Origin of the sequence: Pseudomonas sp. HMSC067G02 (assembly GCF_001813485.1) — a bacterium.
Taxonomy (GTDB): domain Bacteria; phylum Pseudomonadota; class Gammaproteobacteria; order Pseudomonadales; family Pseudomonadaceae; genus Pseudomonas; species Pseudomonas aeruginosa.
On sequence record NZ_KV812685.1, the window covers coordinates 34,504 to 46,935 of the forward strand.

At 70.7% G+C, this 12,432-nt stretch carries 14 protein-coding genes; 10 read left to right on the top strand and 4 right to left on the bottom strand.

Annotated features, from left to right (window positions below; translation table 11 throughout):
- Positions 1-365, top strand: a 365-nt coding sequence (locus HMPREF2914_RS16490; protein WP_139148071.1) for a DUF1329 domain-containing protein, incomplete at its 5' end; no start/stop codon positions are given.
- Between the two features lie 149 nt (positions 366-514).
- Positions 515-2,998 (top strand): LuxR C-terminal-related transcriptional regulator, encoded by a 2,484-nt coding sequence (locus tag HMPREF2914_RS16495; RefSeq protein WP_009313639.1) that lies wholly within the window; start codon positions 515-517, stop codon positions 2,996-2,998.
- Between the two features lie 6 nt (positions 2,999-3,004).
- Here the strand turns inward: HMPREF2914_RS16495 and HMPREF2914_RS16500 are convergent, their stop codons facing one another.
- Positions 3,005-3,817: a SirB1 family protein gene (locus HMPREF2914_RS16500; protein ID WP_003091860.1), complete on the bottom strand. Its 813-nt coding sequence runs from the start codon at positions 3,815-3,817 to the stop codon at positions 3,005-3,007.
- A 245-nt stretch (positions 3,818-4,062) separates the two neighbouring features.
- Between HMPREF2914_RS16500 and HMPREF2914_RS16505 the strand changes: the two genes are divergently transcribed.
- From HMPREF2914_RS16505 to HMPREF2914_RS16520, 4 genes are all read left to right on the top strand, one after another.
- A complete protein-coding gene (locus HMPREF2914_RS16505) occupies positions 4,063-5,088 on the top strand; it encodes a Leu/Phe/Val dehydrogenase (RefSeq protein WP_003091859.1) in 1,026 nt (341 codons plus the stop codon).
- 141 nt (positions 5,089-5,229) lie between these two features.
- Complete coding sequence (gene pdhA, locus HMPREF2914_RS16510) at positions 5,230-6,327, top strand: pyruvate dehydrogenase (acetyl-transferring) E1 component subunit alpha (RefSeq protein WP_003091858.1); 1,098 nt, start codon at positions 5,230-5,232, stop codon at positions 6,325-6,327.
- A complete protein-coding gene (locus HMPREF2914_RS16515; RefSeq protein WP_003091856.1) occupies positions 6,320-7,321 on the top strand; it encodes an alpha-ketoacid dehydrogenase subunit beta in 1,002 nt (333 codons plus the stop codon). Before pdhA ends, HMPREF2914_RS16515 begins: the two co-directional genes overlap by 8 nt.
- 17 nt (positions 7,322-7,338) lie before the next feature.
- On the top strand, positions 7,339-8,451 hold the full coding sequence (locus HMPREF2914_RS16520) for a dihydrolipoamide acetyltransferase family protein (protein WP_014603957.1): 1,113 nt from the start codon (positions 7,339-7,341) through the stop codon (positions 8,449-8,451).
- Here HMPREF2914_RS16520 and HMPREF2914_RS16525 read toward each other — a convergent pair whose 3' ends face one another.
- The 3 genes from HMPREF2914_RS16525 to HMPREF2914_RS16535 all read right to left on the bottom strand — a co-directional run bounded on the left by HMPREF2914_RS16525 (position 8,452) and on the right by HMPREF2914_RS16535 (position 9,830).
- Positions 8,452-8,850: a DUF2809 domain-containing protein gene (locus HMPREF2914_RS16525; protein WP_003107529.1), complete on the bottom strand. Its 399-nt coding sequence runs from the start codon at positions 8,848-8,850 to the stop codon at positions 8,452-8,454.
- 93 nt (positions 8,851-8,943) lie between these two features.
- The gene (locus HMPREF2914_RS16530) at positions 8,944-9,528 is read right to left on the bottom strand and encodes a hypothetical protein (protein ID WP_023092619.1); all 585 of its coding nucleotides are present in this window, start codon (positions 9,526-9,528) and stop codon (positions 8,944-8,946) included.
- A 35-nt stretch (positions 9,529-9,563) separates the two neighbouring features.
- Positions 9,564-9,830: a YebG family protein gene (locus HMPREF2914_RS16535; RefSeq protein WP_003091854.1), complete on the bottom strand. Its 267-nt coding sequence runs from the start codon at positions 9,828-9,830 to the stop codon at positions 9,564-9,566.
- Between the two features lie 209 nt (positions 9,831-10,039).
- Here HMPREF2914_RS16535 and HMPREF2914_RS16540 point away from each other — a divergent pair, with 209 nt between their 5' ends.
- The 4 genes from HMPREF2914_RS16540 (at position 10,040) to HMPREF2914_RS16555 (ending at position 12,290) form a co-directional block, all read left to right on the top strand.
- A complete protein-coding gene (locus tag HMPREF2914_RS16540; RefSeq protein WP_003091850.1) occupies positions 10,040-10,309 on the top strand; it encodes a DUF2790 domain-containing protein in 270 nt (89 codons plus the stop codon).
- Between the two features lie 119 nt (positions 10,310-10,428).
- Entirely contained in the window at positions 10,429-10,647 is a 219-nt protein-coding gene (locus HMPREF2914_RS16545; RefSeq protein ID WP_003112066.1) for a hypothetical protein, read from the top strand.
- Positions 10,648-10,723: 76 nt separating this feature from the next.
- Positions 10,724-11,239, top strand: coding sequence for an RNA polymerase sigma factor (locus tag HMPREF2914_RS16550; protein ID WP_003107536.1), 516 nt, complete (start codon positions 10,724-10,726; stop codon positions 11,237-11,239).
- A 64-nt stretch (positions 11,240-11,303) separates the two neighbouring features.
- Complete coding sequence (locus tag HMPREF2914_RS16555) at positions 11,304-12,290, top strand: FecR family protein (RefSeq protein ID WP_003138216.1); 987 nt, start codon at positions 11,304-11,306, stop codon at positions 12,288-12,290.
- Positions 12,291-12,432 lie beyond the last annotated feature (142 nt).

Consider the following 12,432-nt stretch of genomic DNA (forward strand, 5'->3'; position numbering starts at 1 on the left):
TCAACCAGGACCTGACCCGCTACGAGCTGCACCGGGTGTGGGAAGTGGTCGGCACGGTGAAGCCGGGCGAGCGGCACATCTACGCCAAGCGCCACATGTACATCGACGAGGACAGCTGGCAGATCGCCCTGGTCGACCACTACGACGGTCGCGGCCAGCTCTGGCGGGTCGGCGAGGGCCACGCGCAGTACCACTACGACCAGAAGGTCGCCGGCTACACCCTGGAGGCGCTCTACGACGTGATCGCCGGTCGCTACCTGGCGCTGGGCATGAACAACGAGGAGAAGCGCGGCTACGAGTTCGGCTTCAAGGCCTCGTCCGCCGACTACACGCCGGCCGCCCTGCGCAACGCCGGGGTACGCTGAGTCCCGGCCAGTCGCGACGAGCGTGGCGGCTTGTGCCGACGCGCTCGTTCGTTATGACGGCCCATCACCCGGCGCAATCATCGTTCAGCAGCGGGGCAGGCGCGGTCTAGGCTCCCGGCAAGGCGCTTCGACAGAACAAGAGCACTGCCATGACCGAGCCGACCGAGCTGCCCGCCGCCTTGCCGCGGCTGCCGCCGCAGCACCTGCCGCGGCCCCGTTTGCACCAGCCGCTGCTGCGCGGCGAATGCCGCCTGCGACTGCTCTGCGCGCCCGCCGGCAGCGGCAAGACCGTCCTCCTCGGAGAATGCGCGCGGCGGGCGCCGCCTGGCGTGCAGGTGGTCTGGCTGGCGCTGGGCGGGGAAGCGCTGGACCCCGCGACCTTCCGCCGCCGTCTGGCCGGCGCCCTCGGCTTGGCCGAGGACAGCGACGAAGCGCAGCTGTGCCGGCGGCTGCGTAACGCTTCCGCGCTGTGGCTGCTGCTCGACGATTACCCACGACACCCCGACCCCGCCCTCGACGCCTGCCTTGATCGCCTGTTGAGCGCGGCCTCGCCACGGGTGGGCTGGTGGCTGGCGAGCCGGCGGCGGCCGCAGTGCAACCTGGCGCGGTTGCTGCTGGAAGGGGAGTTGCTGGAGGTCGACGGCGGCCTGCTGGCGTTCGATGCCGACGAGGTCGCCGAACTGCTCCGCCTGCACGGGCGCAGCGCCGATGCCGCTACGGCCGGGGCACTGCTGGAACGCAGCGGCGGTTGGTGCGCCGCGTTGCGCTTGCGCCTGCTGGTCGGCGAAGAGACGGCCGGACCGTTGTTGCAGGAATACCTCCAGCACGAGTTGCTCGACGAGCTGCCGCCGCCGCTGGCCGACGCCGCGCGTGCCCTGGCCTGGCTGCCACAAGTCGGTCCGGAGCTGTTCCGCCGGCTGTTCGAGGAACTGCCCCACGGGCTGGACGACCTGTTGGCGCGGGGCTTCCCCCTGCTGGCCGATACGAACCAGCGCTACAGCCTGCCGCCGGCGATCCGCGAGGCCTGGCGCGAAGCGCCGCAGCGCCCGCAGCGGGACTTCCACCGGGAAGCCTGCGAATGGTTCGCCGAACACGGCGAGACCCGCGAGGCGGTCGACCAGGCGCTGGCCGCCGACGAACCGGAAACCGCCGCCGGATTGTTGCAGAAGCTCACCGAGGAGCAATTGCTGCACGGCCACAACATCGGCATGGTCCTGGCCCTGCGCGACGAACTGCCGGCGGCGCTGCTGGCCAGCACGCCGCGCCTGGTGATCCTGAATGCCTGGACGCTGCTCTACGCCGGACGCCTGGCCGAAGCCGAGGACTGCATCGGCCAGTTGGCGCGCTTCCTGCCGATGCCCTCGGCGTCCCGCCAGCGGGTGCTGCTGGCGCAATGGCAGGGCTTGTTCGGGATCCTCCTGCACTGCCGCGGCGAGCGCGGCGCCGCCGACTACCTGCGCGAGGCGCTGGAGCAACTGCCGGAGGATGCCTGGTCGCAGGGACTGATCTGCCGCTCGGCGCTGATGCAACTGGCGATGATCGAGGGGCGGATGGACCAGGCGCGGTTGATCGGCCGCGATGCCTTGCGCCTGGCGCGCGAGCACGACAGCCTGATCTTCGAGGCGTTGATCGAACTGGAGCGGGCGCAGTGGCTGGAGCAGCGCGGCGAACTGCTGCGCGCGGAAGGCGTCCTCGATCGCGCCCAGCGCTACCTGGAGGACCTCGGCCAGCAGGGCAGCCCGATGCTCGGCCGGATCGCCCTGCGCCGCGCGCGCCTGTGCCTGCAGCAGGGCCGCGAGGTCGAGGCCGGGCACTGGTATCGGCTGGGGCTGGAGCAGGCACGGGAGAATCTCGATCCCTGGGCGCTCTACGGCTACCTGGGACTGGCCTTGCTGGAAGCCGGGCAGGGCGACCTGGACGCGGCGTTCAACCGCCTGCTGGAGGTCGAGCGGCTGATGCAGCAGCGCCATGTCCCCGATCCGCTGTATCGCGGCGCGCTACTGCTGGTCAGCTCCGCCCTGACCCTGCAGCAGGGACGGCCGGCGCAGGCGCGGGAGATCCTGCTGCGGGTCCGCGCCTACTTCCAGCCGGGACGGGCGCGCCTGTCGCCGCCCTCCGAACCGGAGCTGGAAGCGCGGGTAGAGCACCAATTGGCGCTGGCCGAACTCTACAGCGGTGAGGCTGCCGCCGCCGAAGCGCGGCTGCGCGGGCTGCTCGCCATTCTCGAGGCGCAGGGGCGGCAGACGCTGCTCTGCGAAGTGCGCATGGGTATCGCCGAGTGCCAGTTCCTCTCCGGACAATTGCCCCAGGCCCAGCAAACCCTGCGCAGCGGCCTGGAACTGGCGGAGCGGCTGGGCCTGCAACTGCCGCAGCGGCGACTGCGGGATCGCCAGCCGCAACTGTTCGCCGCCCTGCCGGGGGAAGAAGAGGAGGGGCTCAGTCCGCTCAGTTGCCGGGAACTGGCGGTGCTCGGCCTGATCGCCCAGGGCTGCTCCAACCAGGAGATCGGCGAGCAACTGTTCATTTCCCTGCACACGGTGAAGACCCACGCCCGGCGGATCAACGGCAAGCTCGGGGTGGCCCGCCGGACCCAGGCGGTGGCGCGGGCCAAGGCCCTCGGCCTGCTCGCCTGAGCGGCCTCAGTGCAGGGCGCGGCCGGTCGGCGGGGCGAGTTCGCCCAGGCGCTGGCCGAGGCGCAGTTGCTCGGTGGGATCGTCGCTGAGCAAGAGCGCGCGTTCCAGGTCGTAGCGTTCCGCCTGCGGGCAATCCAGTTGCCGATAGAGGCCGGCGCGGGCCTCGTGGTCGGCGGCGCCCACCGGGCCGAGTTCGATCACCCGCTGGGCATCCTTCAGCGCGGCCAGCGGCTCGCCGGCGGCGCTGTGCAGTTGTCGCAGGTTGCGCGACAGACGCTGGAGGATTTCCCCGGGAGAGGCCTGCTTCAGGTAGGCGGCCTGCAGCTCGCTCTTCGGCCCCTGCAGGCGCAGCAGCAGTTCGCGGCAGTCGGTGGGATAGAGGCGCCGTCCGGTGGCCGGGTCGAGCAGATGGTCGGCCTGCGGCACGCGCAGCAGGAAGCGTCCCGGGAAGTTCACTCCGACCAGCGGAATGTCCAGCCGCCGCGCCAGTTCCATGGCCACCAGCGCCAGCGACAACGGCTGTCCCTGGCGCCGCTGCAGCACCAGCGGAAGCAGGGCCGAGCGCGGTTGCAGGGGGAAGTCGTCGTCCTCGCAGAAACCCTGTTCGCTCATTCGCCGCAGCAACCCCTGGGCGCGCTCGCTGGCCGAGGCGCGGTCGTCCAGGCTCGCGCCGATCTGCCGGACGAGTTCGTCGAGCTCGCGCAGGGCGTGGGCGGGCGAATACGCCGGGAGGTGCTCCGCGGCGATCCACAGGGCCGCCTCGAACAGCGCTGGCGGTTCCTGGGCGAGACAATCGAGGCAGGCTTGACGCGGGTCCATGGCTTTCCTCCTGGTGCGCCTGGATCGCTGCGGACGGGCCGTTCGGAGCACGCCGGGGCCGGTTTCGAGCGGGCGGACCCCAAGGTTGTAACCGTCCGCCGAAGCTTCGTCCAGTACCCGGCTCGGCGAGCGCTGCCGCCTGGTCGTCGGCCTTGCGGGCGTTTCGCCGACGCCTGCCTATACTGAAGGTGCCGGGCGGCAACGGCCCGGCCCGGACAACAAGCAGCAAGCAGGGGAGCCCCAGCATGTTCGACATGATGGACGCGGCCCGGCTCGAGGGTCTCCACCTCGCCCAAGACCCGGCCACGGGACTCAAGGCCATTATCGCCATCCACAGCACGCGACTCGGCCCGGCACTGGGTGGTTGTCGCTACCTGCCTTACCCCAACGACGAAGCCGCCATCGGCGACGCCATCCGCCTGGCCCAGGGCATGAGCTACAAGGCGGCCCTGGCCGGGCTGGAGCAGGGCGGCGGCAAGGCGGTGATCATCCGCCCGCCGCACCTGGACAATCGCGGCGCGCTGTTCGAGGCCTTCGGGCGCTTCATCGAAAGCCTCGGCGGACGCTACATCACTGCGGTGGACAGCGGTACCTCCAGCGCCGACATGGACTGCATCGCCCAGCAGACCCGCCACGTCACCAGCACCACCCAGGCCGGCGACCCCTCGCCGCATACCGCCCTCGGCGTGTTCGCCGGGATTCGCGCCAGCGCCCAGGCGCGCCTCGGCAGCGACGACCTGGAAGGCCTGCGGGTCGCGGTGCAGGGGCTCGGCCACGTCGGCTACGCATTGGCCGAGCAACTGGCGGCGGTCGGCGCCGAGCTGCTGGTCTGCGACCTCGATCCCGGCCGGGTGCAACTGGCCGTCGAGCAGCTCGGCGCCCATCCGCTGGCGCCGGAGGCATTGCTTTCCACCCCATGCGACATCCTCGCGCCCTGCGGGCTGGGCGGCGTGCTCACCAGCCAGAGCGTCAGCCAGTTGCGCTGCGCGGCGGTGGCCGGGGCGGCGAACAACCAGTTGGAGCGGCCGGAGGTCGCCGACGAGCTGGAGGCGCGCGGCATCCTCTATGCGCCGGACTACGTGATCAACTCCGGCGGCCTGATCTACGTCGCCCTCAAGCACCGCGGCGCCGATCCGCACAGCATCACCGCGCACCTGGCGCGGATTCCCGCGCGGCTCACCGAGATCTATGCCCATGCCCAGGCCGACCACCAGTCGCCGGCGCGGATCGCCGACCGTCTGGCGGAACGGATTCTCTACGGCCCGCAGTGACGGGCCGGCGTTTCCGGCGAGGCCGCCAGCGGGCCTCGCCAGCGGCAGTGCGGGCCACCCCCGCGGTGCCGCGCGTGCACGCCGCCACCCGCGGCGCGACCCTGAGCGGCACGCCTACCCGGCGTGCGGAGGAGGTTTGCGATGGTTCACAACCGGATCGACCCGCCTTTCACCCGCTACCTCGACAGCGACGGTCGGCCCCTCGGCGAGTTGCCCGCCTGGGCCGGCGACAGCGATGCGCTGGTCGGCCTCTACCGGCAGATGCTCCTGACCCGCCTGTTCGACCAGAAGGCGGTGGCCCTCCAGCGTACCGGACGGATCGGCACCTATGCGCCAACCCTCGGCCAGGAAGCCATCGGCGTGGCCATCGGCAGCCAGATGCGCGCCGAAGACGTGCTGGTGCCCTATTACCGCGATACCGCGGTGCAATTGATGCGCGGTGTGCGCATGGAGGACATCCTCCTCTACTGGGGCGGCGACGAGCGCGGCAGCGACTACGCCGAACCGCTGGCGGCGCAGGACTTTCCCATTTGTGTGCCGATCGCCACCCAGGCCCTGCATGCCTGCGGGGTCGCCTCGGCGTTCCGCATCCGCGGCGAGCACCGGGTGGCGGTGACCACCTGCGGCGACGGCGCCACCAGCAAGGGCGATTTCCTCGAGGCGCTGAACGTGGCGGGCGCCTGGCAGTTGCCGGTGCTCTTCGTGGTCAACAACAACCAGTGGGCGATCTCGGTGCCGCGGCGCATCCAGTGCGGCGCGCCGACCCTGGCGGAGAAGGCGGTGGGTGCCGGCTTCCCCGGCGAACAGGTGGACGGCAACGACGTGCTGGCGGTCGCCGAACGCGTCCGCGCGGCCCTGGAGCGCGCGCGCCAGGGCAAGGGGCCGACCCTGCTGGAGTGCATCAGCTATCGCCTGTGCGACCACACCACGGCCGACGACGCCAGCCGCTACCGTTCCGCCGAGGAGGTCAACCAGGCCTGGCGCGAGGAGCCGATCAAGCGCCTGCGCGCCTTCCTCGCCGGCCGCGGCCAGTGGGACGAGGAGCGCGAGCAGGCGCTGGTGGGCGAGTGCCAGGCGCGGGTGCAGGAGGCGGTGGAGCGTTTCGAGACGTTCGCCGCGCAGGCGCCGCAGGCACTGTTCGAGCATGTCTACGCGCGCTGGCCGGCGGCCCTGGAGGAGCAGCGCGAGCAATTGCTGGAACGCGCCGCGCGGCGGCAGGGAGGGGCCGAACATGAATGAGCGCAACGGCGAAGCGAAACGCCTGGCCCTTCTGGAGGCGGTCAACCTGGCGTTGCACCGGGCCATGGCCGAGGACGAGGCGGTGGTGGTGCTGGGCGAAGACGTCGGGGTCAACGGCGGGGTGTTTCGCGCCACCCTCGGCCTGCGCGAGCGCTTCGGCTTCAAGCGGGTGCTGGATACGCCGCTGGCGGAGAACATGATCGCCGGGCTGTCCATCGGCATGGCCGCCCAGGGCCTGAAGCCGGTGATGGAGATCCAGTTCATGGGCTTCATCTACGCCGCCATGGAGCAACTGGTGTCCCATGCCAGCCGCCTGCGCAATCGCACCCGCGGCCGCCTGGCCTGCCCGTTGGTGCTGCGCACGCCGATGGGCGCGGGAATCCGCGCGCCGGAGCACCACAGCGAGGCGACCGAGGCGATGTTCGCGCACATCCCCGGCGTCCGCGTACTGGTGCCGTCGTCGCCGGCGCGGGCCTACGGCCTGCTCCTGGCGGCGATCGACGATCCCGATCCGGTGATCTTCCTCGAACCGACCCGGCTCTACCGGATGAACCCGCAGCCGCTGGCGGACGACGCCCGGCGCCTGCCGCTGGACAGTTGCTTCACCCTCCGCGAAGGCGGCGACCTGACCCTGGTCAGCTGGGGCGCCAGCGTCCACGAGACCCTGCAGGCCGCCGAGCGCCTGGCGCAGCGCGGCATCGAGGCCGAAGTGATCGACGTCGCCTGCCTCAAGCCGCTCGACCTCGACACCCTCGAAGCTTCGGTGCGCAAGACCGGTCGCTGCGTGATCGTCCATGAGGCGCCGAAGAGCGGCGGCCTCGGCGGGGAAATCGCCGCGAGCCTCTACGAGCGCGTCCTGTTCGATCTGCGGGCGCCGATCCAGCGGGTCGCCGCGGCCGATATCCCGCCGCCGCTGTACCGCCTGGAAGCGCTGTACATGCCCGCCGTGGAGGACATCCTGGCGGCCTGCGACACCGTGCTCGGCTACGCCTGAGCCGAGGGGAGACGACCATGAAGCACTTCAAGCTGCCCGACCTGGGCGAGGGCCTGCAGGAAGCGGAAATCGTCGAATGGCACGTCAAGGCCGGCGACAGCGTGTGCGCCGACCAGCGCCTGGTCTCGGTGGAAACCGCCAAGGCGCTGGTGGACATCCCCGCGCCCTACGACGGGGTGGTGGGCAAGCTGTTCGGCGCCGAGGGCGACATTCTCCACGTCGGCGAACCGCTGGTGGGCTTCGAGGGCGAGGAGGCGGACGCCGGTACCGTGGTGGGGCGCCTGGAGGGCGGCGGTAGCGCCCTGGAGGACCGTTTCTTCATCGGCGCCGCACCATCCACCCGCGAGCACCTGGCACCGCGCGCGACCCCGGCGGTGCGCCAGTTCGCCCGCCAGCAGGGCGTCGAGCTGGCCGGCCTGAGCGGCTCCGGCCCGGATGGCCTGATCACCCGCGGCGACGTCGAGGCCGCCGCCCAGGGCGCCCGCGAACGCTTCGGCGGCGAGCGCTTGCGCGGGGTACGGCGGAGCATGGCGCTGAACATGGCGCGCTCGCATGCCGAGGTGGTGCCGGTGACGATCTACGGCGACGCCGACCTGCATCGCTGGAAGACCGCACGCGACCCGTTGATCCGCCTGGCCCAGGCGCTGGCCGAGGCCTGTCGCGCCGAGCCGACCCTCAACGCCTGGTTCGATGGCGCCTCGTTGTCGCTGAAACTGCATGAGCGGCTCGACCTGGGGATCGCCGTGGACACCCCGGACGGCCTGTTCGTGCCGGTGCTGCGCGACGTCGGTGCGCGTTCGGCGGAGGACCTGCGCGCCGGTATGCGGCGCCTGCGCGAAGACGTCCAGGCACGCTCGATCCCGCCGGCGGAAATGCTCGGCGCGACCCTGACCCTATCCAACTTCGGCACCCTGTTCGGCCGCTACGCCAACCCCGTGGTGGTGCCGCCGCAGGTGGCCATCCTCGGCGCCGGCGGCATCCGCGACGAAGTAGTGGCCTGGCGCGGCGAGATGGCGATCCACCCGATCCTGCCGCTCTCGCTGACCTTCGATCACCGCGCCGCCACCGGTGGCGAGGCGGCGCGTTTCCTCAAGGTACTGGTGAACGCCCTGGAGCAGCCCGACGGCTGATCAGCGCCGGCGCTCCAGCCACCATGCCAGCAGCGCGCCGAGGGCATAGGCGAGCAGGTCGAAGCCGTCGGCGGTGCTGCCGAGAACGATGCGCAGTACGGGGCTGGAGAATTGCCAATGCAGTTGCGCCGCCAGGTACTGGCCCAGTTCCAGCAGCGCGCCGACGGCAAAGGCGGCGGATGCCAGCCAGGCGGCCGGCGCCCTGAGCGCGCTGCCCATCAGGTAGTAGAGCCAGACCACCGCCAGCAGGTCGCCGCCGAAGCTGCGTATCCAGCCCCAATGCCGGCCCAGGGTGGCGAGCAGGACCAGCAGGCCGAACAGCAGCAGTGCCAGCAGCAGGCTGCGCCGGTCCAGGCGCCAGCGTCGGGAGCGGACGGGGGAGGCGGGGAGAGCGGGCATGGGGCCTTCCTGGTCGATGGGGCTGCCGGGCGTTGTACGGCAAGCGCCGGTTTCCGGCAAGCCGGGCGCGGGTCGGACAAGCGCCGCGCGGACTCAGCGGCGTCGCAGGCTGGCGAGCAGTTGTTCGACGAAGGCGTCGCTGCCGGAGCTGTCGAGGTAGTGCACCTGGGGACCGTCGAGCAGGTAGAGCGCGTGGTAGGGCTTGCCGGCCTGGCTGCCGCGCAGGCGATAGACCTCGGTGCCGGCCACGCGGTAGCGGCTGGCGCTGGCGCGCCGGTCGCACAGGCCGAGGGCCTGGCGCTGCGCCTGGAGACGCTCGCGCTCGGCGTCGGGCAGGCCGTCCAGCGGCAGGGCTCCGAAGAGCAGGCGAACCTGTCGCGGAAGGTCGAGCCGTTCGCCCTCGTCCGCGCCCATCTCGTTGCCTTCGAGCAGGCGGTGGGCGAGGTAGTGACCCTCGGCGTAGCGGGCGATCAGCAGGTCGCCGCTGTGCAGCAGGGTGGCGGGGGCCCGTTGCAGGTCGAGTTGCAGCCTGCCGGTGCCGCCCAGGGCCAGGACCTGCGCGGCGCCGGCAGAGACTGCCGGTGTCTCGGCGTCCGTGGCCCGGAACGGGCAGGCGAGGGCAGGGGCGCCGGCGAGGCCGAGGAGGACGCACAGCAGGCCGGCAAGTTGTCGCGGCATGTTTCGGCTCCTTGCGCTTTGCTTGCAGCGGCGGCTCATTCGTCCGCGGCGTTTTCCTCGAACAGTTCGTTGAGGGCGTCCGGCTGGTTCTTGAAGGCGCGGGCGAAGGCGTCGCGGTTCTTCGCCATGAAGATGCCGAGTTCTTCCACCTGTTCCTCCTTCAGCGACGGCACCGCCTTCTGCAGCACCTCGGCCAGCGTTTCCGCCAGCTCCAGCATCTTGTCGTAACGATCGGCTTCAGCCTTGTCCATGAACAAACGCTCCTGATCCCGGCTGCTGCGGTACACCACTTCGACGGCCATTCATCACCTCTGTGCCTTCTGAGTCGCAAGGTTGCTTTGACTGGTTATCCATACAGTATATGGCGTCTTGCCGTCCGTGGATAGCGCCAGGATTGCTGGCGCATTGCCGGGGCGGTCGTCGTCTGACAGAAATGTCACGCCGGGCTCATGAGCCTGACAGTCTCCGCAGCGTAGTTTCAGGCTGAACGTTCTACCAAGGAGACATCCTCATGAGAGTGATCCCGTTGGCACTTGTCGCGCTGCTCGGCCTGGCGCCGCTGGCCCAGGCGCAGCAGCAGCCCTACGGACCCAACCCGGACTCGAAATCGCTCCGCCAGCATTACGTGGAAGGGCGCCTGGACATCGCCCGGGTGATCTACAAGACCGACCTGTGGAGCGCCTGTGGGATCGTCCCGGCGCGCCTGGTCTACGAGGACTCGCAGGGCGAGCGGCATACCGTCGAGTACAAGGCCTGGGGCAGCGGTTGCAGCGGCAATTGAGCGAACCCGGCGCGGCACGGGCCGCGCCGGGTTTTCCTCGGCTCCCGCGCTTCTGCTAAGGTTGCGCGCCTGCCGCCCGTTGCGCGGCGCATACCTTCCGCCCCGCAAGGATGCCCGGCATGCAAGACCTCGGTTTCGCCCTCCTGCTCATCGGCTACGTCTGGTCCGTGGCCAGCGGCGGCCGCCGTTCGATCCCCTGCGCATTGCTCTGCCTGCTGCTGTTTCCGCTGGCGCAACTGGCCTTCGCCATCAACGACGCGCCGATGCGCCCGCCGCTGGCGCTGGCGGCCTTTGGCGCGGGCCTGGCCTACCTCGGCGGCGGCTCGGTGTTCGGCTGAGCCCGGCATCTCACAAGAATACGATTGAAAATCATTATCATAAAAAATATGCTGCTGCCCTTCTGAAAGGACGTGGGTGGATGCGCCGTTGGCGGAGCAGGATCTCAAGGCACTGTTTCTCAGGCATGCCCGGCAGTTGCAGTCGTATCTGTTGCGCAAGACCCGCGATCCGCACCTGGCGGCGGACCTGGCGCAGGAAAGCTTCCTGCGCCTGGCCGAGCAGCGGCACAAGGAGCCGATCGAGCATGTCGACGCCTATCTCTACCGCACCGCGCACAACCTCACCATCGACCATTACCGGCAGGAACGGCGGCGCCGCACCGAGACCCGCCCCAACGACGACCTCGCCGGGTTCGTCGCCGACCAGCCCGGCCCCGAGGAGTCCGCGGTGGATGCCGATGCGCTTGCCCGCCTGCGCGAGATAGTCGCCGAACTGCCGCCGCGCACCCGTGAGATCTTCCGCCTCAACCGTCTGGAGGGGCTGACCCATGCCGAGGTGGCGAGACGCCTGGAAATCTCCGATAGCTCGGTGCAGAAGCACCTGGCCCGCGCCCTGGCCCATGTGATGCAGGCACTCGAGGATTCCCGCTGAATGGATTACCGAGTCTTGCCGGTTCGCGCGTCTGAACCTCTATAACGACCAACGAGAGCCGCACGTGAACAGCCCCCAGGAACAACAGCAGATCCGCCAGCAGGCCGCCGAATGGGCGATCCGCCTGGACGGCGGCGACCTCGACCGGTCCCGGCGCGAAGCGCTGGACGGCTGGCTGGCGGCCGACCCCCGGCACCCGGCCGCGCTGGCGCTGGCGCAACGGACCTGGAAACAGCTGGGATCGCTGGCCGAACCGCGGACGATGGTTCAGACGCCGGTCGCCAGCGCGCCGCGCCGCGCCGGGGGGCGGCGCAAGGGCTGGCGCGGCTGGGCCGCGGCGGCGGCGGTGCTGCTGGCCCTGGGCAGCGCCTGGAACGAACGCGACGCCGGCGTGAGCTGGCTGGCCGACCACGCCACTGGCAAGGGCGAGGTGCGCATCCTGCGGCTGGTGGATGGCAGCGAGGTCGAGCTGGACGCACAGAGCGCCATCGATGTCGCCTACGACAGCCGCGAGCGACGGGTGCGCCTGCTCGAAGGCAGCGCGATCTTCCGCGCCGCCCCACGCGCGGGCCGGGAGACCCGGCCCTTCGTGGTGGAAAGCGCCGGCGGCAGCACTCGCGCGCTGGGCACTCGGTTCCTGGTCAGCCGCAACGACGACGGCAGCGTCCAGGTCGGGGTGCTCGAACACCGCGTCGCGGTGGCCCTGGCGCATCCGCGCACGGGGACCGTCGGGCGCCGCGAGCTGGGCGAGGGCGAGAGCCTGCGCTACAGCGCGGAGGGCGGCGTCGAGGCGCCGCTGGGCGGTCGCCTCGACGACCTGACCAGTTGGCGGCGCGGCCTGCTGGTCTTCGACGAGCAGCCGCTGGGCGAGGTGGTGGCGCGCCTCAATCGCTACCGGCCGGGGCATTTGCTGGTGGCTCCCGGTGCGTTGGCGCAGCGGCGGGTCAGCGGGGTATTCCGGGTCGCCGACCTGGAGGCCTCGTTGCAGTCGATCAGCGATGAGCTGGGCGTGCGCAGCCTGGGCCTGGCGGGAGTGACGCTGCTGTACTGAGCGGCGCGATCGCTTCCGAGAGCCTCGACCACGGGCCGGGCAGTCGCCCCGCGCGCTTGTTCCGGCAGGGGCCGGGAAGCGCATTTTCGAGCCGTGGATCCCGCCGGCGAAAAATTTTCTCGATTTCCGTTACTGACTTTCC

Bases quoted from the DNA above. Each gene is read 5' to 3' on its own strand.
- HMPREF2914_RS16525 (WP_003107529.1), bottom strand. From the start codon at position 8,850: ATGCCCGCTCTCCCCGCCTCCCCCGTCCGCTCCCGACGCTGGCGCCTG.
- HMPREF2914_RS16535 (WP_003091854.1), bottom strand. From the start codon at position 9,830: ATGGCCGTCGAAGTGGTGTACCGCAGCAGCCGGGATCAGGAGCGTTTG.
- pdhA (WP_003091858.1), top strand. From the start codon at position 5,230: ATGGTTCACAACCGGATCGACCCGCCTTTCACCCGCTACCTCGACAGC.
- HMPREF2914_RS16495 (WP_009313639.1), top strand. From the start codon at position 515: ATGACCGAGCCGACCGAGCTGCCCGCCGCCTTGCCGCGGCTGCCGCCG.
- HMPREF2914_RS16520 (WP_014603957.1), top strand. From the start codon at position 7,339: ATGAAGCACTTCAAGCTGCCCGACCTGGGCGAGGGCCTGCAGGAAGCG.
- HMPREF2914_RS16540 (WP_003091850.1), top strand. From the start codon at position 10,040: ATGAGAGTGATCCCGTTGGCACTTGTCGCGCTGCTCGGCCTGGCGCCG.
- HMPREF2914_RS16505 (WP_003091859.1), top strand. From the start codon at position 4,063: ATGTTCGACATGATGGACGCGGCCCGGCTCGAGGGTCTCCACCTCGCC.
- HMPREF2914_RS16545 (WP_003112066.1), top strand. From the start codon at position 10,429: ATGCAAGACCTCGGTTTCGCCCTCCTGCTCATCGGCTACGTCTGGTCC.
- HMPREF2914_RS16530 (WP_023092619.1), bottom strand. From the start codon at position 9,528: ATGCCGCGACAACTTGCCGGCCTGCTGTGCGTCCTCCTCGGCCTCGCC.
- HMPREF2914_RS16515 (WP_003091856.1), top strand. From the start codon at position 6,320: ATGAATGAGCGCAACGGCGAAGCGAAACGCCTGGCCCTTCTGGAGGCG.
- HMPREF2914_RS16500 (WP_003091860.1), bottom strand. From the start codon at position 3,817: ATGGACCCGCGTCAAGCCTGCCTCGATTGTCTCGCCCAGGAACCGCCA.